General features: G+C 39.4%; 28 protein-coding genes. 1 reads left to right on the top strand and 27 read right to left on the bottom strand.

The window, feature by feature from the left end:
- Positions 1–3: 3 nt before the first annotated feature.
- The 14 genes from ACYVFA_RS04780 to ACYVFA_RS04715 all read right to left on the bottom strand — a co-directional run bounded on the left by ACYVFA_RS04780 (position 4) and on the right by ACYVFA_RS04715 (position 10,584).
- Positions 4–1,197, bottom strand: a complete 1,194-nt coding sequence (locus ACYVFA_RS04780) for a hypothetical protein (RefSeq protein WP_460470663.1) — start codon at positions 1,195–1,197, stop codon at positions 4–6.
- A gap of 12 nt (positions 1,198–1,209) precedes the next feature.
- Positions 1,210–2,574 (bottom strand): OmpA family protein, encoded by a 1,365-nt coding sequence (locus tag ACYVFA_RS04775; protein ID WP_460470662.1) that lies wholly within the window; start codon positions 2,572–2,574, stop codon positions 1,210–1,212.
- 190 nt (positions 2,575–2,764) lie between these two features.
- Positions 2,765–3,517 (bottom strand): LytR/AlgR family response regulator transcription factor, encoded by a 753-nt coding sequence (locus ACYVFA_RS04770; RefSeq protein WP_460470661.1) that lies wholly within the window; start codon positions 3,515–3,517, stop codon positions 2,765–2,767.
- Between the two features lie 150 nt (positions 3,518–3,667).
- Entirely contained in the window at positions 3,668–4,378 is a 711-nt protein-coding gene (locus ACYVFA_RS04765) for an NRDE family protein (RefSeq protein WP_460470660.1), read from the bottom strand.
- A gap of 74 nt (positions 4,379–4,452) precedes the next feature.
- A complete protein-coding gene (locus ACYVFA_RS04760) occupies positions 4,453–4,965 on the bottom strand; it encodes a hypothetical protein (protein ID WP_460470659.1) in 513 nt (170 codons plus the stop codon).
- Position 4,966: 1 nt separating this feature from the next.
- Complete coding sequence (locus ACYVFA_RS04755) at positions 4,967–5,515, bottom strand: YceI family protein (protein ID WP_460470658.1); 549 nt, start codon at positions 5,513–5,515, stop codon at positions 4,967–4,969.
- Between the two features lie 2 nt (positions 5,516–5,517).
- Positions 5,518–6,237 (bottom strand): hypothetical protein, encoded by a 720-nt coding sequence (locus ACYVFA_RS04750; RefSeq protein ID WP_460470657.1) that lies wholly within the window; start codon positions 6,235–6,237, stop codon positions 5,518–5,520.
- 23 nt (positions 6,238–6,260) lie between these two features.
- Positions 6,261–6,698, bottom strand: coding sequence for a DM13 domain-containing protein (locus tag ACYVFA_RS04745; protein ID WP_460470656.1), 438 nt, complete (start codon positions 6,696–6,698; stop codon positions 6,261–6,263).
- 87 nt (positions 6,699–6,785) lie between these two features.
- Positions 6,786–7,370, bottom strand: coding sequence for a Crp/Fnr family transcriptional regulator (locus ACYVFA_RS04740; RefSeq protein ID WP_460470655.1), 585 nt, complete (start codon positions 7,368–7,370; stop codon positions 6,786–6,788).
- Between the two features lie 134 nt (positions 7,371–7,504).
- A complete protein-coding gene (locus tag ACYVFA_RS04735) occupies positions 7,505–8,521 on the bottom strand; it encodes an ATP-grasp domain-containing protein (protein ID WP_460470654.1) in 1,017 nt (338 codons plus the stop codon).
- A gap of 5 nt (positions 8,522–8,526) precedes the next feature.
- A complete protein-coding gene (locus tag ACYVFA_RS04730) occupies positions 8,527–8,946 on the bottom strand; it encodes a DoxX family protein (RefSeq protein WP_460470653.1) in 420 nt (139 codons plus the stop codon).
- A gap of 17 nt (positions 8,947–8,963) precedes the next feature.
- Positions 8,964–9,425: a YHS domain-containing (seleno)protein gene (locus ACYVFA_RS04725; RefSeq protein ID WP_460470652.1), complete on the bottom strand. Its 462-nt coding sequence runs from the start codon at positions 9,423–9,425 to the stop codon at positions 8,964–8,966.
- 17 nt (positions 9,426–9,442) lie between these two features.
- Complete coding sequence (locus tag ACYVFA_RS04720; protein WP_460470651.1) at positions 9,443–9,892, bottom strand: YHS domain-containing (seleno)protein; 450 nt, start codon at positions 9,890–9,892, stop codon at positions 9,443–9,445.
- Positions 9,893–9,963: 71 nt separating this feature from the next.
- Complete coding sequence (locus ACYVFA_RS04715) at positions 9,964–10,584, bottom strand: LysE family translocator (protein ID WP_460470650.1); 621 nt, start codon at positions 10,582–10,584, stop codon at positions 9,964–9,966.
- An 821-nt stretch (positions 10,585–11,405) separates the two neighbouring features.
- On the opposite strand from ACYVFA_RS04715, the gene ACYVFA_RS04710 reads away from it, so the two are divergent.
- Positions 11,406–11,921 carry a hypothetical protein gene (locus ACYVFA_RS04710; protein ID WP_460470649.1) on the top strand — a complete coding sequence of 172 codons (516 nt, stop codon included), beginning with the start codon at positions 11,406–11,408 and terminating at the stop codon, positions 11,919–11,921.
- Here the strand turns inward: ACYVFA_RS04710 and ACYVFA_RS04705 are convergent, their stop codons facing one another.
- The 13 genes from ACYVFA_RS04705 to ACYVFA_RS04645 all read right to left on the bottom strand — a co-directional run bounded on the left by ACYVFA_RS04705 (position 11,922) and on the right by ACYVFA_RS04645 (position 25,477).
- On the bottom strand, positions 11,922–12,566 hold the full coding sequence (locus tag ACYVFA_RS04705) for an ankyrin repeat domain-containing protein (protein WP_460470648.1): 645 nt from the start codon (positions 12,564–12,566) through the stop codon (positions 11,922–11,924).
- A gap of 127 nt (positions 12,567–12,693) precedes the next feature.
- The gene (locus tag ACYVFA_RS04700; RefSeq protein ID WP_460470647.1) at positions 12,694–14,382 is read right to left on the bottom strand and encodes a GH39 family glycosyl hydrolase; all 1,689 of its coding nucleotides are present in this window, start codon (positions 14,380–14,382) and stop codon (positions 12,694–12,696) included.
- A 112-nt stretch (positions 14,383–14,494) separates the two neighbouring features.
- Positions 14,495–15,016 carry an HD domain-containing protein gene (locus tag ACYVFA_RS04695; RefSeq protein WP_460470646.1) on the bottom strand — a complete coding sequence of 174 codons (522 nt, stop codon included), beginning with the start codon at positions 15,014–15,016 and terminating at the stop codon, positions 14,495–14,497.
- A gap of 138 nt (positions 15,017–15,154) precedes the next feature.
- Positions 15,155–16,363, bottom strand: coding sequence for a thiolase family protein (pcaF, locus tag ACYVFA_RS04690; protein WP_460470645.1), 1,209 nt, complete (start codon positions 16,361–16,363; stop codon positions 15,155–15,157).
- A 17-nt stretch (positions 16,364–16,380) separates the two neighbouring features.
- Entirely contained in the window at positions 16,381–17,727 is a 1,347-nt protein-coding gene (locus ACYVFA_RS04685; RefSeq protein WP_460470644.1) for a 3-oxoacid CoA-transferase, read from the bottom strand.
- Between the two features lie 6 nt (positions 17,728–17,733).
- The gene (locus ACYVFA_RS04680; RefSeq protein WP_460470643.1) at positions 17,734–18,924 is read right to left on the bottom strand and encodes a 4-hydroxybenzoate 3-monooxygenase; all 1,191 of its coding nucleotides are present in this window, start codon (positions 18,922–18,924) and stop codon (positions 17,734–17,736) included.
- Positions 18,911–20,050 (bottom strand): bifunctional 3-oxoadipate enol-lactonase/4-carboxymuconolactone decarboxylase PcaDC, encoded by a 1,140-nt coding sequence (gene pcaDC / locus ACYVFA_RS04675; RefSeq protein WP_460470642.1) that lies wholly within the window; start codon positions 20,048–20,050, stop codon positions 18,911–18,913. The genes ACYVFA_RS04680 and pcaDC overlap by 14 nt, the downstream gene beginning before the upstream one ends.
- Positions 20,051–20,058: 8 nt before the next feature.
- The gene (pcaB, locus tag ACYVFA_RS04670; protein ID WP_460470641.1) at positions 20,059–21,375 is read right to left on the bottom strand and encodes a class-II fumarase/aspartase family protein; all 1,317 of its coding nucleotides are present in this window, start codon (positions 21,373–21,375) and stop codon (positions 20,059–20,061) included.
- A 14-nt stretch (positions 21,376–21,389) separates the two neighbouring features.
- Complete coding sequence (gene pcaG / locus ACYVFA_RS04665; protein WP_460470640.1) at positions 21,390–21,914, bottom strand: peptidase associated/transthyretin-like domain-containing protein; 525 nt, start codon at positions 21,912–21,914, stop codon at positions 21,390–21,392.
- Positions 21,915–21,928: 14 nt separating this feature from the next.
- Positions 21,929–22,636 (bottom strand): peptidase associated/transthyretin-like domain-containing protein, encoded by a 708-nt coding sequence (gene pcaH / locus ACYVFA_RS04660; RefSeq protein WP_460470639.1) that lies wholly within the window; start codon positions 22,634–22,636, stop codon positions 21,929–21,931.
- Between the two features lie 78 nt (positions 22,637–22,714).
- A complete protein-coding gene (locus tag ACYVFA_RS04655) occupies positions 22,715–24,013 on the bottom strand; it encodes an MFS transporter (RefSeq protein ID WP_460470638.1) in 1,299 nt (432 codons plus the stop codon).
- Between the two features lie 31 nt (positions 24,014–24,044).
- On the bottom strand, positions 24,045–24,575 hold the full coding sequence (locus ACYVFA_RS04650) for a DUF3237 domain-containing protein (RefSeq protein WP_460470637.1): 531 nt from the start codon (positions 24,573–24,575) through the stop codon (positions 24,045–24,047).
- A gap of 35 nt (positions 24,576–24,610) precedes the next feature.
- Complete coding sequence (locus ACYVFA_RS04645) at positions 24,611–25,477, bottom strand: amidohydrolase family protein (protein WP_460470636.1); 867 nt, start codon at positions 25,475–25,477, stop codon at positions 24,611–24,613.
- Positions 25,478–25,491 lie beyond the last annotated feature (14 nt).

Genomic DNA, 25,491 nt, shown 5'->3' with positions numbered 1-25,491 from the left:
CTTCTATAAATATTGATAAGTTATAAGCAGGCTATGAAACTGCAAAGTATTGCCTGTCCAGTTGCCGACTGATGAAATATTGACATAATATGTATTAGTCAGATTATTGATAACCTCACTGGTATCCTGATTGATACTTCTGATACTGGCATTAGCACTACTACTTGTGGCAGACGCAATTGTAGAAAAGGCATTGGTAGTATGCGTATTGCGGCTGAATGTAAAAGAAATATCAGAGGCCGAATTATCAACAAGGTACATACGCACATTGGTCACTCTTACTCCATCCGGAAGGTTAACAGGCAAATACATTGTACCTCCTGTATTAATGGTGTTAAACCAAGCGTAACCGCTACCTCTGCGCAACTGGTCGTCCCAGTTCTGCACCTGTACCTGGCTGAAATTATAGGATACGTACTGGGTAGAAGCTCCGCCCAATACCAGCACACCATCTTTATCGGCAAATACAGGACGCCTTTCAATAGCGTTGGTTTCGGTAAAATCAAGGTTGTGCGAACGAATAGCTCCACCAACATCAAGGCTTGCTTTAGCCTCCTGAAAAGCGTTATTCCCTATATATATAGGGTTTACTGTTACCCTACCGCTTTCATCTATACGCATGGCATAATTGCCATTAGCCGAATAGTTCTGTTGTTTTTCAGAACTCACAAATAATAAACCTGTTGAATTAAGAGAGGCAAAATCTTCCATATTATTGTTACTCATGATTCTTCCTGCTCTTAAACGCGCACGATCATTGATGTTAACAACAACACTGCCCCCTGTAACTGAAGTGCCAAAAAATGCAGCGTTTTCGCCATTCTCAATTACATTTAGCCTATAAAAGCCTGTAGTAGCGTTATCTGCCAATACAAGTTTGCCGTTTGAAGACATATAGAATTTAGGCCCTATGGTTGAATCAGTAGTAGGAAAAAGCAGAATACCGCTTTTGCCATATATCTGCATACCGCTATAAGAGGTTCGGATTCGCCCATGCAATTGTGAATAATTATAAAAATCAATGGGGGTCAGATGCTCTTCAGATGAAATTTTTAAGGGTCGGGTATGGGAAGAATTTATTTGCGTACCAATAGTTGAATTGGCGAATATACTCTGCCCAGGCTCAATACTCACCGATTGAGCTATTACCCGAACACTTGCGAGGCAAAATAAAACAAGCAAAAACTTTATTTTCATGGCTATAGTTAATTAAAGCTTGATAAACTCTACTCTGCGGTTATTGGCTTTACCCTGTGGCGTAGAATTGGGATCTGACGGTTCGCTTTCTCCTTTGCCATCTGTTTCCATTTGTTTAGTGTCAACACCAAATTCTGTATTAAGCGCATTTTTTACTGCCGTAGCCCGTCGCTTTGATAGGTCAAGATTCTTGGCATCATCACCATCGCTATCAGTATGGCCTATTATTTTTACTTTTACTGTCGGGTTTTCTTTTAGTACTGTACCAATTTCTTTCAGTACTGCATAAGATTCCGGTTTGAGTTTATCTGAGTTAACATCGAACAGAATACCTCTGGTAACAAGTTTACCCTCAGTAAGTAGTTTGTTTCTTGTATCTGGTGCACCAACGGCCACACGCAGGTTTGAGAGGTAGAGCAGACCACCAGTCGTGTAAGTAGCAAATAGTATGGAGTATTTTATATCTGCTATGAAAGCCCTTGGCAAATCCCATACTTTTGCCTCATTGATATATAACCTTACCCTATTTTTTTGTCGCCAGATAGAAATCCGGTTAGGCTTGCCCGATTTCCAATTAAGTGAAGAGCTATTATCAACTGTTTTAGTATTTTTATTGTCTATTACCCAGGCATATGTTATTCCATCACCAGCAGGTAAAGGATGAATATCAAAATTAGTTCTTGCTTCGCCATTGAAGTGCTGGTCATAAGCTGCATTACGCTGACTAAAATCTGGAAAAATCACTTTTAATCCTGAACCATTGTTGTCAAATTCTTCCGAAATCATCATATCAAACTCTAATGTGAAGTTATCAGGCAACTCATTGACGAACTCAGGATAGAATATCCCCTGAGGAGACATTTGCAGCCACTTGAATGTATTGCCCTCTATATTTACAATTTCGCCGCTGGCATTGGTATTCCATTTGGCTGGGAAGTCGCCCACGGAATCCTGTGAAAAATCTTCAAACGCTATTACTTTTTCGCCGGATATAAAATCAAATTTTGAGTAAGCTTTCATTGATGTTTTAACAGGCGTCTGCGTTGCAGAGTTAGTATTTACAGTAGTTTGTTGTGCATTATCTTCTTCTATATCCTCCTCTTTCTGAGTAGTTGATTTCTTTTTGGATTTTGAATTTTTTGTTTCTTCCTCCGCTTCGTCCTCTTCGTTTTTCTTAGCTTTTTTATCTTTTTTCTTGAATATGCTACCAATTCCTTCTTCAACCTTATCCAGGCCCTTATCTATATTGCGATCTATACTGCTATTAACGCGGTCGTTTGCTTTACGTTTAGCAGTCTCTTTGGGGTTAATGATTTGTGCAAGAGATGTATTTGCCATGATGAGCAAGGCAAATATAAGATAGAGAAGATTTTTCATGGTTTGAAATACAAATTTGATCGTATTTCAAAAATAGAACAAAGAATGATAAAAAATGGACACGAATGATTAAGCAGAATGTCTGACTGATTAATCGGTCATTTTCATTGAGTATCCGGTAGAGAGCTATATTTAAGATGTATGCTTTTAATTCAATACCTTATTTATGATACTATAAGGCTTGTTGGAGTCAGGTAAATATGAGGAAGTTCAGTTTATTCATTATTTCGTCTTTACGGCTTCTTGCAACTGTAATTTGCGTTCCATCCTGCATTTCTATATAACCGCCATCACTACGGACATATTTTTTAAGATATTTGAGATTCACAAGATGCGATTGGTGTACACGTAGGAAATTCATATCTTCAAGTAGTTCATCAAAGTCTTTCAGTGTTCTTGAAACAATCATAGATGAGTGGTCGTTAAAGAAAATACGTGTATAATTGCCATCTGACTCACATCGGATAACATCTTTTATCTCTATAAACTCAAAACCCTGATAAGTGGGTACAGCTATTTTCTCAATCGCTACGCCCGTTTGTCTAACCATTTTTTGAAGATGTTCCAGCCTGGATTTGATTTGATACTTCTTCTCCTGGTATTTAGCTATACATGCTTTCAGATCTTCTGATTCAACAGGTTTTAAAAGATAATCAAAGGCGCTGTATTTAAAAGCTTTTACTGCAAAATGGTCATAAGCTGTCACAAAGACTACCTCAAAATCATCTTTCTCAATTTCCTGCAGTAAATCAAAACCATTCATGGTTGGCATTTCAATATCCAGGAATAATAAGTCGAAGTGATTTTTTTGCAGAAACTCAATAGCGCTGGTTGGCTCATTGAATTTTCTTATTACTCGTATCTCAGGGAAATTAGTTTTTAACAGAATATCCAAGGTTTCTGTACTATCTTTTTCATCGTCTACTAATACAACTTCGATCATATTATTTATGAACTGATTTCAGAGAATTGACCAATGTAATTTCTTCTAATGTATTCACAAAGTTTGTTAAAGCTACGCTTAAATCCAAATAAGCTACTCTTACTTCGTAACTATATAGTGCATACTTAAGCCAGCAAATCTGGAAGGATATTACTCAATTACTCTGTAATTATACTTTTTGTGTGTCACCAAATCTTCATAATAGATTGTAAAAAGTTTCTGATTGATTACATATTGAGTCGTAGAAAGTGTTTTGAGCACATTGTCGCGGTTTATTCTGATATCATTTCTAATATCTCCTACGCCTGCATATTGATGAAAGTCAAGTACCTTTTCAGGGTTTAATGGTTGTTGCAAAAAATCGGCAAACCATTGTTCTCTCATCTCAATGATTTCGGGTGAATAAAGAGTAACCGACGACCAGATATGAGCTTTTGATGTATCTATTTTTTTGTTGGAAAGGGCTTTCCCATTCCATCTCAATTCATGGATTATCAGCTCTTGGATATTCTCAATAATGACTAATGTAAAAGGTTCAATTCCGGCAAAATTATAGCCATCAATAAAGGTGTTTATGGCGCTGAACTTAAAGAAATCAAGAATAACCTTACCTCTGCTTTGCCTGTAAGGAGGTTGCGGAGTATGCTTAGTAATTCCTCCATTCAAAAGGCATAAAGTTGTTTCTCCATTGCTGGCAATCCAGGTGCCACCACTACGAGGGTCTTTCGGAAAAAAAACATGGCGCCCATTGATAGCATATTTTCTGGGTGGAGTTGCCACCTCACGGGCTACAGCTTCATCTCGATTTGAGGTAAGAATAAACCCTCTTTCTTCAGTAGGAATATAGGTCAGAACACACATAAACGATAAAGAATTTAGAATTATTCAACTAATCTGCATTTCTTGAATTGTTCTGTATCGTAATAGATACAGAATCAATTTTCACAAGCTAAAAGCGCTTGTTTATGTTTAATTGTTGAATATGCTATGCCAAAATTTGGCTCAATTTTTATATGTCTGAAATTCTCCTGAACACCAATCCTGATTAAAGCAAAATGATGGATAGAATGCTCTATCATGTATACTAATTCACGCATAAAATTTGACTCGATAAGCTCAAAGTCGCTTTCGCCATAATTTACTCTGATCCTAAATGTTCTATAGAGATTTGATTCGGTTGCAATACTACGCTCAATATCAGCTAAAATATTGCGTGTAAAAAGCAGATTGGTTTCAATTAACAGATTACGCTCCCGGCCGTCATAGTCGACTATTCCAATTGAGCTGCCTTTAATTAAACATTGAAAAAACTCAATCGTATGCCTTACGTGCTGCCCGATACTACTGTTATTGAGCACCGTAAGTTTTTCTGTATATTCGGTTGAACTTAGCTGATTGAGTAAATTTCTCAATTGATTGATTACTTCTATTGATGCTGGGCGTGTCATTTTAATGTTGAACATTTAAGGTAATTGAAAGGGTAGCAATATCTTTCAGAAGAGAACTCTTCTCGCCGACTTCATAATCTAATCGGTTCACCTCGAAAGTACTCTTAAACTGAGCCTTTGAATCGCTTTGAACAAACGTGAAAGGGATTTTTATACTTTTCGTGGTTTTCTTAATCGTCAGATTAAAGTATCCCAGGTATTCATTTTCTTTTATTCCTTTTTCAATTCTGGTTGAAGTCATCGAAATTTTAGGATAATTTTCAATATCAAAGTAATTGCTGCCTCTCAGTGTTTTATCGCGTATTTCCAGGCTCGTATCAATTGTTTTGGCATCAATACTAGCTTTTATATTGGCATTTGAGAGATTTTGGGAGTCAAAAACGAGAATACCTGCAAAACCTTTAAACGAGCCATCGGCAGTTGCACCGAATGCATGTTTTATTTTAAATGTTATTGTTGCGGCTACAGGTTTCCATGTCTGAGCCTGAGCGGGCAAATAGACAAAAAGCAAAAACATCAATGGAATATTCTTAAGTCGATTAGTATCCATCTTTATAATCTGTTTTTAAAAGGTGTATAACTAATCGCTACAAATGGCAACAATGCCTTATGCCGGAAGCGGTCGTTTTCAAAGGTCAACGTTTTATCGGTTGTATATTCCAGAAATTGAAAACTTGCTCCGGCACGAACGGCAAAACGGTTGTTTAGCCAATATCTGAAATATAATTCTGAATTCAGGCTGCCCCTATCGCTATCACTGATTAATAATAAGTTGAATAGAGTCGGTTTAGCTGTTTGTGTGGTTGCATGCAATGATTTTGATTCACTAGCCACGAATTTGCCCGTTTGCTTACCACCAAATGTGAATCCGATAGCATCAATGTTGAATCCTATATCAAGTTTTTTGAAGCTATATTGCAGCACAATTGTACTATTTATACTAACAAGCTTTGATTTTGTTAGTTGCAATGTATCAAGATTACCTGCGATATTTTCAGTAAATAAGGCAACAATACTTTGGCTTCCCGAGGTAATGCTTGCGGGTGCAGTGATATAGTTGTTTTGCCCGCTGAAAAAAGTATTTAATCGCAAACCCCAACCAATCTTGAAGCGGTTAGCTTTACCAAGGCCATACAGGTTCTGATAGGAAATGGATGGGGAAAAAGCAGACCCAAAAGCAACGGCTAAATCGAAGTTGCGCTGCCTTGTAGGGTATGAATATTGGGCCGATAAGGTATGACTCAATAATAGGAATAAAATGATTTTCTTCATGGTATTTTATCTTAAGAGTGGGGTTATTTTATCTGAGCAAAGCCAAACAATACTGAGTATTTTCTACACCATACCAATACATGGTTTTGCTTCTCTAAATCAGCATCTGATGGGATTTGTAACGAGATATTACCGTTTTGTACTTTATCGGTAATCTGGATAAAGTTGGTTACAGACTTATCTTCAGCAAGGTAAATACGTAGATCGGGGCCGTCATCGGTCTTGAAATTCTCCAGAACTAATGTGCGCTTCTTGTCTTTATCTTCATAAATTTTTACAATTCCAGAAGTGCTATGCACAGCATTTTCAAAATTTCCCTTCAATAGAAGATTTTGTCCGGTTGGGTTAAATGTACCTGATGTAGTTGCAGGTTCTGAAGTAATATCATTATTGCTTATTACTTCTTTCTGACAGGAAATTAAAGCCCATGTAAGACAGAGGCCTATGAGGTATCTCTTCATCGTTTTTTGTGTTTATAATACAAATATCATGGGTTGCTGAAATTTGTATTGTCGGCTAGACGACCTAAACAAAAAACTAGGGAAAATTCAGGATATTTTTTTTAAGATGATTTCAGTACGAGAGTAATCTAAAATACCTTTTTCTTTAAATTCGTTGAAAAGCTGGGTAACTGTCTGGCGAGTGCTGCATATCAGGCTGGCGATGTCCTGATGAGTAAGGTAATTTTTAAGAATCACTTCATCGGCTGAAGGTGTTCCTTCTTTAGAAGCCCATTCTTCTAAGAAACTCATAAAACGAGTACGAACATCTTTAAACATGAGGTTTGAATATTTACTTTGAAGCCTTTTAAATCTGAAACCCATCCATTTTGTATAGGAAAGGCTCAATTGAGGATTTTTTTCCAGCAATTGTTCAAAGTCTTCCATTTTGAAACTGCAACAAATTACGTTATCAGAAACCGTGACAGCGTATTCATCAGACTGTGTTTCGGTCAAAGTAAATTCACCAAAAATATCTCCTTTTTGTATAACATCTTTCACAACTTCATTACCCTTTTCATCTATCTCTACAATTTTTAATGTTCCTTTCTTCAGAAAATAAACCCTTGTATTTTCATCGTGTGAAAACAAAATAATTTCTCCTTTCTTAGCAGTTTTGAAATTTGTTATCATACATATTGATTTCAATTCTGATGAAGAAAGTACACTGAAAAGTTTATGGTCTCGTAGATACCAGTATTTTGTATCAAGATTCATAAGGGGCCTTGAGTAATATTCTATGCTAATATACTGATTGTATGATATATCTACATAAAATGCTTTTTAATTATTGCCCACACTTCGCTGAATGGCAATGGCTGAAATCCTCTCTTCTGGTTGTGAATACTTATTTCTGCGCTGCGTTTCCAATGCCAGCGCAAATCCCGATAGGCTTGCCAGAGCCGATAGTCAGGGTCATAAATATGTCCGGGGTCAGAGCTTACACCATTCAATTCCATTATTTTTATGTTCTTACCTTGATACAAGTCTTCGATACTTGCTACTTTCATATCGAATCTGCCATAATAAAAGCCTTCAAAGCTTTCCGCTATTTTGCTGAACACCTCATCCAGTTTTTCGTTAATCAGATGATTAGCATTCACAAACTTTGTTCCCCGACAATGATTACCAATAGGCTCTAATAAAAGTTTTTCGTTTTCGAGTAGATTTTCGTGAATACTTTCACCTAATTTAGACTCTAACACTTCTAACTGAAATCGGGCACGGGTAGAATTTTCGATTAACTCTCTGATGGTCGATTTCCCGTCACCTGTAACTGTGAGAAATTCTTTCATAGTCAGCGAAGAAACCTTTCCCTTTCGTTCGTTTGGCAGGCGGCTGAAAAGCACGCCAAACTCAATCGGATGACTAATGAATTCTTGTACGATATAATCTTGCTGAGTTGTTGAATGATAGTTTTGTAGTTGTTCAGTCGTTTCAATTTTGGCAACGTTTGTACCCCTTTCACCGATATTCGGTTTTGCAATGAGAGGGAATATTAAATGGTTGGTGGATAGTACCTGAATAACTTTTTCAAAGGCACTTCTTCTATCAATAAAAACGGTTACCGGCAAAAATTGCGGATTGATTTTCTTTAGAATATCAATCTTGCTTTCTCCATAAAAACCCCCGGCTTCAATACCCGGATTTACAGAAGTAAAATAGGTAAATGAGCGGGTTTTGAATGCCAGGTAAAGCCAATACGGAGCCATTGGCAGGTAAAATACCCACCAGGGCCAGTATTCGTAATTGAAAATCTTAATGACTGAAAGCGGTAGTTTCATTTAATTTATCTGAAAAAATGACTAATAGATGTGGGCAGATATTTCTGAGCAAATGCTATCCCCTGTTTTCGATGAATCATTTGTATAGCTATTGAACAACCCAAAACTATAATGGCCAACATAAACAACTGCCCGCCGTCGCCTTTTGATTCAATGCCAATGACTAATATATGCGAAGCAATTGCACCCAACATTAAGCCCATGCCAAGCAATCCACCAATAAAGGCTGTTGCAGGTACCAATAGTAATATCCCTGTGATTAGCTCTAAAATACCTGTGCCAATTCGCCCCCAGGGTTCAGCACCCAATTTTGTAAATAGCTCAACTGATTCTGGATGTGCCGTGAATTTAAAATAAAGCGTTTGTAAAAGAATCAAGGCAGCTATGATTCGTAAAACCCAGGAAACAATTTTAAGCGTTTTCATTTGATTCATCAGATAGATTAATGAAAAATATTCATCCAGCTTTTATCAGCTTTCTGTTTCAGATTCGCCTCATCCTTATTCCATTTCGGAAGTGTATTATTAGCCCATGAATGATAAAAGAGATAGAGTTTGCCGTTTAAGACTTTAAAAGTTTCCGGGTCTATTTCTACTTTTTCACCTGTAGCACCCATGGCGTAGGCACACCAGCCACCATATTGCGGTTCATATTTTTTAGGGTCTTTTAGAAAAGTCTCTTTGTTGCTTACATTGGCAAACCGATAGGTTATACCTTCAACATTTACGCTGAATTGCTTGTTGCCTTCAATTGCTTTATTCTGACTAAAATAAGCAACAGGATCATAGCCTTGTATTGCCAAACCGTCTTCGAGGTTAAACTGTTTTGCTCTCGTAGCAGATTGAGCAAAAACCTCAACACACAAACCTAAAAATAAGAATATAAAAAAATATCGGAGTTTCATTTCAGTATTATTTAAGTTTATTCATTAGCCTTATTAAGCGTTGGCCAGTTATCATTAGCTTTTTTGATGCGGGTCGGAATATCTTTCGACCACAATTCTTTTACCTTTTTGCTATAATTCAGATAAAGTTTATCATCAACAATTGTCCAGGCGTTAGGGTCGGTTGGTGATTTATGATTTTCACTTACACCAAAGGCACAAAAGCCACCGAATTGTGGAGCATACTTAGTTGGATTAGCTTTGAAAGTATCTAAATTTGACTGAGAACTGAACAACCATTTGGTATCATTCCAGATAAAACTGAAAGTTTCATTCCCTTCAACAGGTTTACTTTCAGTAAAATACGCTACGGGGTCATACCCACCGATAGCTATCCCATTTTTTTCGTAAATAGCTTTTTCTTGTGCAAAAATGCTTCCGGTAAAGAGTAGTAATATGGCAATTACCGAAATAAGTCTGTTTTTCATTTTGATAGAGATTTAATTTTTTACAAAATTGGCACATTAGCAAAAGCCGAATTGTCGGCTCAATGACAAATTCACCGAAAAATTCGGAGAGTTTGATATAAAGACATTGAGATAAAAAACAGTCCGATGATTTTGTCAATAGAATACCTGTTAAATAAACTGAGCAATCTGATTTGAAAACGATTGGTAAGCCAGGCAAAAATCAGCAGAATAAGAAATGACCCCAGGGCCGCTCCTGAAACAAACGAGAGTTGTGAACTAAAAGATTGTAAATTAAAAAATGAATTGAGATAGACCAGAACCACCAGCCAGAAAGGCAATAGTTGCGGATTGAGCATTCCTCTGATAAATCCATTCAAAATGTCTTTTGGTTTATTAGTTGCCTTTATTTCAATACTAGATTTTGAAGCATAGTAGAAACTGTAAATGCCGATTATCAAAAAAAATGGAATAGTCGCCAGTTCCAGAAATTCAAAAAACTGTTTATTTTTTGTCAAAAAAAACTGACTTTTCAGGGCTATTATCGTATAAATGATTTCGGGAAGCGTTCCACTAATGGCAACCCAAACGCCAACTTTAAAACTACGCGAAAGTGTCGCTTGTACCACTGCCAGACTTACAGGACCTGGCTGCACAGAGCCAATAAAACTTATGAGGGCAGTCAGAAATAAGATTAATAATGATTCAGGCATACGTTTATTGATTTCATGCAACAAACGTAATACAATCTTAAATGGTGAATTGTCGGGAGTATGACAGTTTAGACTAAACTATACAATACGCTAATGAGCAATAGTCATATTATTAAATGCAACTCCTTAGACGGAAATTGAGAAACTTAGCTGATAAAAAATCTGCCATATCAGCTATTCAGAATACTCTTACTTAAATACCAATGATTAATAGCAACCTTTCTTTTCTATATCTATGACTGGTACGAGATAAACTTTTTCAGGTTCTTTGAATGTCGTCTTCCTGTTCTGATTCCGTACTAGAATAGCTGGATAAGTTCTATGTTTTTCTGGCAGAATCAGGTGGAATATACTATATTTGTATTCTTATATTTTACTTGATTATTTGTAAAATAATAGATTGAGGCATTGACAAGTACCGTTCAAGCCTCTTAAAATCACTAAAAAGTAGATTATAAACTACTGCCGTAATTTTATTATAAAATGAGAATGTTTGAGAGACGTATTGAAGACTAATAATTTCATAAAATCAAAAAATTGTCTTTTAATATTCGAACAATTAGCTTTCCATTTTACTAATTTACTATCAGTTGTTCTAGCCAAACTCTTCAAATCAGATAGTAAATCATTATTACAGTTTATTTAAAATAGTACAGTAATGCTTTGCGCCTTTGTTCATGCCCTCATTCATTAAAAGCTAATGTATTATTATTTGTTTCTAAGAGGCCCTTACAAGTCCCTAAAATTTCTATGAGTTAATATAACTTCTCAAATCACTTTATAAAACTTATAGTCCCAATATTTAATATTACTAAGCTAATATGACCAATATTTTTAGGTTCAGAACTCCTGACAACAAAATCATCCATTTGACAAAACTAACCTTTCAAGAAAAAACTAATTTATTATTAAATGACCCAAACAAACGCAGTGTACGCGCCTTAGACAGTATTTATAACCTGGCTTATGTTTTGTCTGATGGTAAAATTCTTCATGAAGCTGCGCTCAACCAATATGCTCATTTATTTAATAGTTTAGACGACTATAAAAATCTTATCAAGGGTGAGGATTTTTATGATTCTGTAATTCTCTATGATGATATTGCAGGATACGCTTCTTTCGGTATAAGGCCTGCCAAAATCAATATCTTCCTAAAAGAAAAATATACAATAGATAATACATATGTAGATAAAGAAGGATATAAACCTTATTTATTTGAGAGTGGTAGCGTTTGTTTTGTTAAGAATGTGGCACATCAGCCTAAACGAGCTTTCTGGTTTGAAAACAAGGCTTCATTTGATTATTACTTTTATCATGTATTTGATAATACGCACTGATTAAACCAGTAGTTGTTTTAACTCTATATCTGTGTCGTCTAGCAAATCATACACCGATTTCCCTTCGGCATTAGGGATATTTTTGTCCGCTCCGGCACTTAGTAATATTCCAATACTTTCCAGATGCCCGCTTATGTCTTTTTTTTCTCCTGCTTTCAAGCCATGAACTGCCCAGAAAAGTGGTGTAGATTTAAAATCAATACATAGTTTATTGAGTTCTGCATTGGCTTGCAGAAGTCTTTCTACAACACTGGGTCTGCTACACCAGGCTGCCCAGTGCAAGGCAGTTCCACCATGACATCCCGGATGATTAATATCTGCCCCTTGCTCTATATAGAAAATTGCTACTTTATCAGCATGTAGACTTGAGGCTGCCAGTAAGGGTGTATCTTTCTTTTTTATCATCTCACCTCCATTGATATCCGCCCCATACTCAAGAAATATTTTGGCCATTTCTACACCGTCTTCATCCGTATAATATCCGCTAAATACGCCATCACAAATCCGGTGTAGCGGATGCGCTTTGGTTGGGTTTGCTTCGTCATAAGGCAAGCCTTCATTCACAAGCGTTGGGTTTTGTGAAAGGATATTTCTAAGACCCATCAGGTCTTTTTTATTGATTAATTCTCTTATGATCCATTCCATCAGGTTCTTTTGTTTTTCTTACGAATATTAGTCAAGTTTTCAGAATAATATTCAAGTATTTTCAAAAAATAAAGAAATTGATAATTATATCGAATAGAGTGCGACAAATAGCTAAATTGATATAGATTCACCAGTCAAATTTCAGTAAGGAAACGCCTTGCCTTGGTAGTTTAAGATTTACCTTTAAACTACCATTGTTTGTTTTTACATAACTTGGTGAACTTAATAATGTCAATTGTCCTGCTTTTTCTAAGATAGCTATTTGTTCTTTGGTCGGGTTTTCGGGTGAGCCCATTTTCTTCCAGACTTCATAGGCATTACTGTTTTCATCATCTATCCGATAATGATAGAACCGGATTTTTCCGGCAGGCAATCCCTTCAGATCTATTTCAATGGGTGCATCTTTTGCCTGTACGTCATCATCATGGTAATGCCAGATCATCACAGCGGCCGAGGTCGCATCTTTACTAGCCAAGGCATTAATATCTGCATTTTTCCCCCTCACGCTTGAGTCCCTCACCATCTTGAAATCATATTTCATATTGCCCTTTACTTCTACACGTTTGCCCGACATCTGCCCGAACATTCTGAATACATTCAACACAGGTTTATCGATGCCATTGGTAGCTAAATCGCGGAAACCGTAGAAATAAGGTTGATTTTCAAATTCAAACGACCAGCTCACTGCGGCTTTCAGATTAACGCCATAATGGTCTGCCAAAGCATATTTACGGGCAAAGGAAGCAGCGGTATAACTTGAATACATCGTACCATTCCGATAGGCATTTTGTGGATTGGTTTTCATACCACAAGCAGCACAACCTTCCGGGTCTGACTCGCCGATAATGATAGGCAGATGTTTAAGCGTCGGAAACGAGGCCACAATTCTGAATCCTTCTGAAATATCTCTTAGCTGTGTGCCCATATTCATCTGCACATGACCATCTACAATTTTAGGCGCACCTTTGGCATGGAACGAAATAAAATCGAGCGGAGAGCCTACTTTTCCGGTTACATAATTTTTGCCCGAAATACAGTGTTTCAGAAATGTTTGCAGAAAATCTGCTGCTTTATTCCAGCTTGGGCCTGTGGTTTCGGGACCACCCATTCTAATGGTTGGCAAAGCTCTTTTGGCAGCATCGGCTGTATAATCATATAGTTTGCAATATTCGTCAACAGTACCTTTCCAGTAGCCAATATTAGGCTCATTCCAAAGCTCCCAATACCAGCTTTCTACTTCTTTTTTGCCATATCGCGCTACCGAGTGTTTTACCCATTGGTATACTAATTCTGCCCACTTTTTATAGTCTTTTGGCGGATACGCCCAGCCTGTATAAATATCATTATAAGGCATGCCGGGTTTCCAGTAATGCTCATAAGGCATAGGTTTAGGAGAAAGCGCCTGTGGCATAAAACTGAATTGCGCCAATGGCTTGATGCCTCTTTCCAGATAGGTATCAAATATTTTATCAACAATAGTCCAGTCATAGATTGGATTTCCATTGGCATCCTCGGTATATACATTGGTTGAGCCCCATTTAAGTGTTAAGGTATCATGCCCTGATGTCAGTAAATTATGTGCTCTGAAATAGACAGGTACAGGACTCATGGCCGATAATTCTGACAGTAACTTTTTCCCATCTTTCATATAAGCATAGTTGGGTTCATCAGCACCGAACCATGCCCACATGGTGGTCATATCCCCTATTTTTTTATTAAAATCAACCTGTATGAGTGTCTTTTCGGAAGAGGTACTTTGAGCAAAGCCAATAAAACTAAAAAGGACAAGGAAGCCTGTAAGAATGTTTTTTTTCATGGAAAGGTGGTTTGAATAGAATTATACAAATGTATAAATTCTTATGGCTTAACGAAAGCTATCGCTAAATTTAGACTTGCAAATTCTTTCTCCTTTTTCGTGTTCCTTTCACCTATCTCTTAAACATTGGTAAAGGATTAGCAGGGTGCTTTAAGAAGTTTTTAGTAGTAGCGCGTATCAGGAATCGATGAAAGCCTAAAGTTGGAAATTGCTGTTTATTCAATTGAATGGCTTGCTTATCTGCACCAAATGTCATTATTCCAAAACTCACATCTATCCAGTCGGCTTGCCGGAAAGTCTCTACTGTTTTAGGGTATTTATCTTTGTATGAGCTTATTTTATGATGATTGTCAATCATGAGTTTTATTTCCTCAAACGACTCCTGTTTATTGGTTTCGATAAGATATATTTTAGCTTGTTCGATTGAGGGCGCTAAGTAATCGAAAGTATGGTTAGTCCAGATGCCAATGTCGTGGAAGACGGCTGCGATGGCGTATTTATCTTCGTTATCTCGATTAGTATCCAGCAAAAGGCAATTCAGAAAAACGCGGTATACATGATTGCGATATCTATCATAATCAGCACCGATAGTTGGTCGAAATTTTTGTAGTAAGTTTTCAATGAGTGGGTTCATTATTCGAAATGTTTTTTTAGCACGGAGTTCACAAAGTAATTGCACAGAGTTTCACTGAGTATTTAATCACTAATCATTCACTCGCCCAATCATTAATCACTCAATCACACATTCACTCAATCACCGCAGCGGCGGCCGCTAAACTCTCTCTATCACCACTGCGTAACCCATCCCTACTCCCACGCACATGGCCACTAAAGCGTAGCGTTGTTGGGTTCTTACTAGCTGATTGACTGCTGCTTGTATGATGCGTGTGCCTGACATACCTAGTGGGTGCCCTAAAGCAATAGCACCACCGTTGGGGTTGATTCGTTCATCGTTATCTGCCAAGCCTAATTGGCGACTAACTGCCAGACATTGCGCAGCAAATGCCTCATTGAATTCAATAACTGCCATTTCATTTAATGATAATCCTGCTTTTTGCAAAGCTTTTTTTGAAGCTTCTACAGGACCAATACCCATAATTCGCGGCTCTACACCTACTACCGCCGACGAAACAATGCGGGCTTTTGGGGTAAGATGATAGGCTTTTATAGCTTCTTCTGAAGTTATCAACATGGCTATTGAGCCATCATTCAATCCAGCAGAATTGCCTGCGGTTACTGTTCCGTTTTCTTTTTTAAAAGCGGGTTTGAGTTTAGCTAATATTTCAAGCGTTGTATTGCCTTTAATGAATTCATCTTTATGAAAAAGATTGATATTTCCTTTTTTATCGGCTATTTCTACACCAACGATTTCTTCTGCCAGAACACCATTCTGTTGCGCGGCAAAAGCTTTTTGTTGCGAACGATAGGCAAATAAATCCTGATCTTCGCGGCTGATATTGTAGAGTTCAACCAGATTTTCGGCGGTTACCCCCATCGCATCCGTGCCGTATAGCTGGTGCATTTTAGGGTTGACGAATCGCCAGCCGAAACTTGAATCAAACATCTGGGCATCGTTGCCAAAGGGTTTTGAAGTTTTTGAAATTACCCAAGGCCCGCGTGTCATGTGTTCCATCCCTCCGGCAATAATTACCTCTCCATCGCTTGCTTTAATGGCTCTATTGGCGTGAATGACAGCCGACATACCAGAAGAACACAAACGATTCACTGTTTCGCCCGGAACAGTATATGGTAAACCTGCCAATAGCAAGGCCATACGCGCTACATTGCGATTATCTTCCCCTGCCTGATTATGGCAACCCAAAATCACATCATCAATAGCCTCAGCAGGAATGGTTGGGTTCCTTTTCAACAGTTCTTTAATAGGTATAGCTGCCAGATCATCTGCTCTGACGGTTGATAAACCACCGCCAAAACTACCGATAGGGGTACGAATCGCATCTATGATATAGGAATCTTTCATCAATTTGTTTTTAAATTTTAGCTCAGTTTTTCTACGAAACTGGCACTCGTTTTAGCTCTTACATCTTCCAGAGTTGCATTTGGCATCAATTCTATCAGCGTTAATTGATTTGCTGAATAATCAAAAACTGCCAGTTCAGTTATAATCATACTTACGACCCCCGAAGCCGTTAATGGTAAAGTACAAGTTGGGACGATTTTAGACGAACCATCAGGGTTGGTATGTGTCATGGTGATAATCAATCGCTTGGCACCTTTGGCTAAGTCCATCGCACCACCTACGCCCAATAACGGTTTTCCGGGCACAGCCCAGTTAGCAAGATTAGCCGCTTCATCTACTTCCAAGCCTCCCATAATGGCCACATCGATATGCCCGCCACGAATCATGGCAAATGAATCGGCACTATCAAAATAACTACTGCCTTTCAAAGCCGTCACAGGAATTTTTCCGGCATTTACCGGATAATCCATTGCTCCGCCACCATCGGCAGGCACTGGACCAACGCCCAGCATCCCGTTTTCGGTGTGCAGAATAACCCCATGCTCTTCTGTTATCAGGTCAGCCACTAAAGTCGGAATCCCTATGCCCAAATTAACGACATCTCCTTTTTTCAATTCTGCCAAAGCCCGTCTGGCCATATTCATCCGCGATTCATCTACTTTCTTTGAAGAAGAAACCGAAGCCGACACTCCCAAATCTTCTAAGGTCAAAGTAGCCTGCACCAGATAATCTACATAGCATCCGGGCGTGTGAATATGCTCTGGTTGAAGTTCTCCTACTGGCACAATCTCTTCTACTTCTGCAATGACCAAGTCAGCGGCAGTAGCCATGGCTTTATTAAAATTCTGCTCGGTCATACGGTATTGCAGATTCCCGGCAGTATCTGCCCGCCATGCGCGAATGAAAGCCACATTTCCTCTCAAACCTTTGATAAATACCTGCTCTACCCCATCTATTACTTTCGTTTCTCTACCTGCTGCTATCAAGGTACCTGCTGAGGCTGGTGTATAAAAACCACCGATGCCTGCGCCACCTGCTCTGAGTGCTTCGGCTAAGGTACCCTGTGGCAACAATTCATAGTCTATCAAACCTGCCTGAACGGCCTTTACGGCATCAGGATTGGAGGTAAAGAACGAGCCAATGAGTTTTTTGAGTTGGCCGTTTTTTAATAATCTCCCGCCGCCTAGTCCTACTTCTCCGGCATTGTTGCCTATAAAAGTCAGGTTTTTAGTGCCTGATTCGGCCAAGGCGTGCATCAGATGCACAGGGTTGCCTGTCATGCCAAAGCCACCTTGCAAAAGTGTATCGCCCTCTTTTACCATTCGGGCGGCTGTATGTGTATCAATAATCGGAACCTGTTTCATATTTTCTTATTCAAACGCCTCAAATGGCAAGCCTACATAGTTTTCGGCTATGGTAGTTGCGTAGGCTTCTGACACTTTTATATAATCGAATTTTGCTTTTTGTAATTGATAGGTAAACGACCCGTGTTCATCCTGTTTATGGAAGAGCGTAGTCATGAAATTAGAGAAATCCTGCGCGCGCCAGATGCGTTTCAGGGCTAGCGTTGAGTAATTATCTAATGCCTTGATGGAATTTTTCTGGTAGTATTCAGCTAAGCCATCTGCCAGATGTTTTACGTCTGCTACGGCAAGATTTAATCCTTTACCTCCGGTTGGAGGTACAATATGTGCCGCATCACCTGCTAAAAACAATCTCCCTGCCTGCATATTATCGGTAAAGAAACTACGCATAGGGGTGATGCCTTTCTCGAAAATCGGCCCGGTTTTTAAAGTCCATCCGGCTGTGCCTAAGCGAATGGCTAATTCTTCCCAGATTTGTTCGTCCGGCCAGTTATCAATCGAATCATCATTATCTACCTGAATATATAAACGACTGATTTTTTCTGACCGTAAACTATGCAGTGCAAAGCCCCTTTCATGGTAAGCATAAATCAATTCATCAGTTGAGGGAGCTACATGGGCCAGTATCCCTAACCAACTAAAAGGATAGGTTACCGAATATTCTTTGTAGGAATCTGGCGGTAAAGTCTTGCGGCCTATGCCATGAAAACCATCGCAGGCCGCTACAAAATCACAATCCAGTATACCTGCTTCGCCCTCATACTCAAAATGAATTTTCGGATTATCTGTGTCAAAATCTTCGATTTTTGTGGCAGGGGTTTCAAAGTAAATCTGTCCGCCTCCAACTATCCAGGCATCAGTCAGGTCTTTTACTACCTCTTGTTGCCCGTAAATCGTAATGTTTCTGCCACCTGTCAGTTCACCAAAGGGTATTCTGATGCGTTGCCCGTTAAAACTCAGGTATACACCATGATGTTCCTGTCCTTCTCGCAGAAGGCGGTCGGCTACGCCTAAACTCTTATAAATATCAACTGTGTTCTGTTCTAATAAACCTGCCCTTACACGTGCCTGTACGTACTCACGACTTTTGTTTTCAAGAATAATTGCGCTTATTCCTTGTTTACGCAAGAGTAAAGCCAGTGTCAGTCCTGCCGGGCCTGCGCCAATAATACCTACCTGTGTTTTAAGTATTTTCATACACTATTCCCATTTCTTTAAATAACTCCTGCGCTGAAGCAAAGGCTTCGTTAGCGGCAGGAACCCCACAATAGACAGCCGATTGCAGAATCACTTCTTTGATTTCGGATACCAAAACGCCATTGTTGATAGCAGCCCGTAAATGCAGTTTAAATTCTGCTTTTCTGTTCAGAGCAATCAACATAGCTAAGGTCACCAGACTTCTACTATGTTTTGACAGATTAGGTCGAGTCCAGATTTCACCCCAGGCATAATTGGTGATAAACGATTGAAAATCAGTATTGAACGAGTTGATTTTTTCGTTGGCTTTGTCTACATACGCATTGCCTAACACGGTGCGTCTCACGTGCATACCTCTGGCATAGTTGGTATCTCCTACCAGAAAATCCAACAATACCTGTGCGTATTCTTTAGGGATTTCGGCACTTGCCAAATGGCGGGCATGTAATACTTTCAAGTGGGCATACGGTATTTTATTAGCCAGATATTCTGCCTGCTCTACATTGGTTACCGGGTCTTCGTCGCCTGTAATGATTAGTGTTTCTACAGAGATATTCTGCACTTTTGTTCTAAAATCGGCATCTCTTACAGCGGCACAACCTCCGACATAACCCGTAAGATTGTTACGAAGAAACATGGCTTTAATTTCAGCTACGCGCTTCGGGTTGTGTCTTCTGAAATCTTCGGTAAACCAGCGTTCTATTGTTTCACTCGCAATGCTTTGTACACCTTGTTTGGTAACGGTATCAATGCGGGCATTCCAACGTTCATCGTCTCCTATTTTTGCGGCTGTATTGCTCAATACCAGCTTTTCAAATCTTTCAGGGTGATTCAACCCTAACCATTGTCCGATTAAACCTCCTATAGATAAACCACAGAAATAAGCAGTTTCGAGTTTCAAATCGTCCATCAGGTCTATTACATCTTCGCCCAGTTGTTCAATGGTATATTTCCCGGCTGTTACTTCACTACTGCCGTGCCCTCGCATATCGTATTGCAAAATTCTGAAATAAGGAAGCAGATAAGGAACGAGTTCGTCCCACATCATCATTTCTGAACCTAAAGAATTTGAAAATATCAACACCGGACTATTGGGTGTGCCTTGTAGTTTATAATTTGTTTTCATAATGCATCTCAGTGATTGGAAAGATTGTCTAAAATTTCGTCAATGATGTCTAAACTATTGCCTATGGAGTTGGCAGGCGTGAATAGCTCGTCCAAGTTAGGTAAATCCAAAGACATTTCAGACAAAATTTCTTTCAAATGCTTTTGTTGCGCAATTGCCTGCTTACAGGCTTTCTCTATCAGTTCATGTGCCTGAGTTTTACCTATTTCTGGGGCCAAGGCTAATGAAACATTTTCAGCATAAATCAAGCCTTTGGTGAGTTCCAGGTTGGTTAACATTTGCCTTTCATTCACCTCTAATCCTTCTATTAATTCAATAGTTCTTTCAACGCTACCACCCGTCAGCATCATAATTTCGCTGAATACTTCCCATTCTGAATGCCATAATCCGGCAGAGCGTTCATGCTCTTGTGGCATGGCAGATAATATACTGGCTACTAAATGAGGTAGCCGATTGGCATTGGCTATGATTGCCGCACATAAAACCGGGTTCCGCTTATGGGGCATGGTACTTGAGCCTCCTTTTCCTTCGCCTGCACCTTCCAGTACTTCGGCAACTTCAGTTTGCATCAATAAAGAAATATCTCTGGCTATTTTGCCTAAGCTTCCTGTCAATATCCCTAAAACACTGGCCCATTCGGCCATATTATCTCTGGTTGACTGCCACGAAAAAACATAGTTCAGTTCTAATTTTTCGGCCACTGATTGCTGTACTTCTTTTGAAAGAAAAGCATTACCACTCCCTACTGCGCCATTCAATTGTATCACCAGCACTCTTTCTTCTACATTTTTGATACGGGCTTTTGTTCGTTCAATGCTTTGCAGCCAGTTGGCGGTTTTCAGGCCAAAAGTAATCGGGCGGGCCTGTTGTAAAAGCGTACGGCCCACCATTAAGGTTTGTCGGTGCTTCCTGGTTAAGTCTATTAATAATTGAGAAAGAATATCTAATCTTTCATCAAGCCAGATGATAAATTCCTGTATCTGTAGTACGGTCGCTGTATCTACAATATCCTGACTGGTTGCGCCCAGATGCACATATTTTGAAGCTTCGGCGTTGGTGTTTTTGAGTGTGCTTGTCAGTTGTTTTACCAGAGGGATGGCTGCATTGCCACCTGCTATCAGGTCTGTTTTGAGTTTTTCTATATCTATAAAATCGGTTCGGCAACAGTTAGCAATGGTTTCAGCCAAATCTTTTGGAATAATTCCCTGTTCTGCCTGCGCCATAGCCAATACGCTTTCAACCCGAAGCATCTGTGCGATGCTTTGGGTATCAGACAATAGTTCGTTGACCTCATCTGAATAGAAATATTGAGAATATAAGCTCATAATGTTATAAGCGTTTATATATCAAAAAAAACCGTTTCATTATCGCCCTGCATATAGATATTAAACTCATAGGTTGAGCCGTTTTTCTTCGCTATCAGCGTATGTCGTCTATCTTCCGGTACTACATTCAGCACTTCGTCTGTGCTATTCAGTTCTGCTTCGTCTGAAAAATAGATGCGGGTATACGAATGAATCTGTTGCCCACGCATAAAAACAATCACTGATAAATGCGGCGCTTGCCCATTGACAGAAGTAGGCTTGATGGTATAAAAAATAAAACGATTCTGCACATCAGTACCTGTACCAAAGCGGCCGAAAAGCTGATGTTGCCCGTCATTCTGCCAGATTTCAATGAGTGCATCCGGTATATTGACACCTTGTCCGTCGAATACTTTACCAGTGATAGTGATAGCGTCTTCGTGGTCGAGCGGGCTCACCATTTCGTTGCCGACGAGGCTTTTAAAATCATATATGTATTGCTCGGGTGTGAGCCCATAAGCAAAATAGGGTCCTACGGTTTGAGAGGGAGTTTGCAACATAGATAGATTGTCAATTACAAAGTTTCAAAAGGCGTTTGTTTATAACCTCTTAGTACAAAATCGAAACGATAACCCAAAGCAAAACTGGGTTCAGTAGCACTTAAATCGAATTTCGAAATGAGTAACTCTCTGCCCTTTTCGGGTACGCTCAGAAAAACGGGGTCATAAGCTAACAATGGGTCACCCGGAAAATACATCTGTGTTACCAATCGGTTGGTGATATTAGCCCCGAATAAAGAAAAATGGATATGATTAGGCCGCCAGGCATTGTAGTGGTTACCCCAAGGATAGGCTCCCGGCTTAATGGTATAAAATTTATAATTTCCCTCGTTGTCGGTCATGCAACGCCCTGCGCCTAAGAAATTAGGGTCAAGTGGCGCTTCATGCTGGTCAACTTTGTGCACATAACGCCCTGCGGAATTGGCCTGCCAGATTTCAATCAATGTATTAGGGATAGGCTGACCGTTTTCATTCATCACTTTGCCATGTACGATAATTCTTTCACCGATTGGGTCACCATTTTTAACTGTATTCTTGGTCAGGTCATGGTCGAGCGGTCCTAGACTAAAATCGCCAAAAACAGGCCCTGTAAGCTCGGTTAAAGATTGTTTCAGAACTACCAACGGTTTTTGCGGTGCCCGGTATATTGTTGATTTGTATTCAGGAGTTGAGTAAGCGGGATGTACTTCTCTGTCGAAAGAGTTATAGATAATCTGGCTCATGGTTGAATATTTTTAATAGAATTTTCTCAATTTTTAAACGTAGCTCAGTTAGGTGGTGAGCCATTCCTTTTTGAAAAGCTAACTCACTTCTTTCGAAGAAATAAACAAAGTCATTATACCTGCTATGATAGTTGGAACGGCAAAAATCAGAAAGTTGGTACTTAGAGATAAACCAATACCAATCAGAATACCACCTACGGCGGGGCCTACTATACCTCCCAATCGACCGATGCCGATAGCCCAGCCTACACCAGTTGTTCTGAATTCGGTAGGATACATGCGGGCAGCTACGGCATACAAACCTACAAAGCCTCCTTGTATACCAAAGCCTAACAAACCAAATACATAGAGAATAGCATCTGAACCGATAAATATTTTGAAGATGGCCATCAGAATACCTGTCAGAATCAGGATAGTTCCAATCGTTTTTTTAAGGCCGTATCTGCTTGAAAAATAGCCTTGAGTCATAATCCCAAACCAGGCGCCTACATTAAATACTGTGGCTGTATAAATGGCTAATTGCATAGATAAACCAGCATCAGTAGCCAGTTTTGGTATCCAGCTCGTCAGGAAATATAAAGTAGCAAAGGAAAAGAATAAGGCTATCCACAATTGAAAAGTCGGAAGCCGGAATTCTTTACCCATTACTGACTCGATAGAAGCCTTAGGCGAGTGCAAAGATTTATCAGGCATTGCCTCAATGGCTTCAAAGCCCATTTTTATAAGAATCGCATTAATTTTTGCTAATGCTGCTTTAGGCTGTTTTTTGATATAGAAATCCAAGGATTCGGTAAGAAAGAAATAGATCAGGGGCAGGGAGATAATAGTAACGATTCCGGCTAGCTGAAACATATTTTGCCAACCCTCCTCTACAATGATTTTGCTAGCCGTCAGCCCTGATAAAACAGCCCCTATCGGATAACCTGAAATAACAAAACTTACCCAGAAGTCCTTTGTTTTATGTGGTGTATACTCCGCAGCTAATGCAGCTGTGCTTGCCAGCATACAGCCAATTCCTAAACCACTGATAAATCTGAATACGACTAACCAATAGATAGATGTGGCAAAAGAGGTAAAATAAACAGTTACGCCCATGATTGCGGCGCTGATAATTATCATATTCTTTCGACCAATAAAGTCGGCAATGGGGGCTAGTAATAATGCGCCGAAAGTCATTCCGAGTAAACCTGAGCTAAATACTATTCCCAAAGCCTTCGGACTGATTCCCCAGTTCTGAGAGATAGCCGGTGCGGCATAAGAGATAACCAGAACGTCCATCCCGTCGAGCATATTCATAAAAAAACAGACGATGAGTGTAGCGTACTGTAATCGGGAAATTGGTGAGTTATCAATCAGGTTTTTGGTGTTAAATATCATGGTTATAGCGGTTGAATAGGCTGATAGATTCTTATTTCACTTTCCAGACCTGAATAGCTACGTTATCCGGGTTCCTCTGGGCTTTGCAGATAAAAATGGCATTATTCAACCATTCATATTTACTGTTTTTGGGCGCTTCAAATTTCGGAATAGCTCTGAAATAATATTCTGATTGACTTACCTGCTCACCTTTGGCAATACGTGCGGCAACTTCGGGCGTAGCGGCTCTTATGCCTGTATTTTTGATATAGATTATTACGCCATCATCGGTTTTCATCTGGTAATGTGCCTCCAGTTCTGCTACCCCATCGCTTCTCACAATCTGCCAGTCAGCTCCGCCATTTAATATTTCGGCTTTGATGCCAGGGCCTTCAACCGTACCGCCAATGATTGGAATAATACGGCGGACACCATGGGGCGTTTCGCCCACTACCATTGCCGGATTGAGTTTTACTTTTAGTTCACAAACAAATTCTAGTTGAGGAGCTTCTGGGGTTGACTGGGCATAAGTACTAACAATGCCTACTAATAGTAGCGTTAGGCTAAGGCAAACTTTTTTCATGAGATGAATAATCATTAGGGTATCAAATAGACATTTTACTGCAAGCCTAATAGTCGGATTGCATTTTCTTTTAAAATTAATGGTTTTACCTCCGGTTTAAAACCTGCTTCATCAAAATCTTTTATCCATCGCTCAGGGGTAATCAGTGGGAAGTCTGTTCCGAAGAGCATCCGGTCTTTTAGTAAGGTATTGGCATATTGTACCAATTGTTTCGGAAAGTATTTAGGCGACCAGCCACTTAAATCAATATAGACATTGGGTTTATGCATAGCTACCGAAAGGGCTTCATCTTGCCAGGGCCAGCTTGGGTGTGCAATGATAATCGGGCAATCGGGAAAATCAATGGCTACATCATCCAGATGCATCGGGTTTGAATATTCCAGACGCAGGCCACCACCGCCCCGCACGCCACTCCCAAAACCCGAATGGCCTGAATGAAAAAGCATCGGCAGTTTATATTCGGCAATGACTTCATATAAATGATAGGCCATTTTATCTTGTGGATAAAAACCCTGCACCGTCGGATGGAACTTAAAGCCTTTTACTCCATAATTTTCAATCAAATCGCGCGCTTCTCTGGCGCCCATACGTCCCTTATGCGGGTCGATACTGGCAAAAGCTATCATCACATCATCGTTTTTCAATGCGCCTTCTGCTACTTCCTTATTAGGTATTCTGCGCTTGCCTACATTAAACTCGGAATCGACCGTGAACATCACAAAAGCCATATTCAATTCCCGATAATAATCGGCTGTTTCCTGAATTGTCGGGCGTTTATCAGATTTAAAATATTTGGAAAATGCCACATCAAACTCAGACCGATAATCGTCATGCGGCTGCTGACAAGAAACCTCGGCATGGGTATGTACATCTATGGCTACTATTTTGTTAATGTCAATCATTCTATATGAAATCT

This window comes from Emticicia fontis (assembly GCF_054779675.1).
This window is presented reverse-complemented; position numbering and strand designations above follow the sequence as displayed.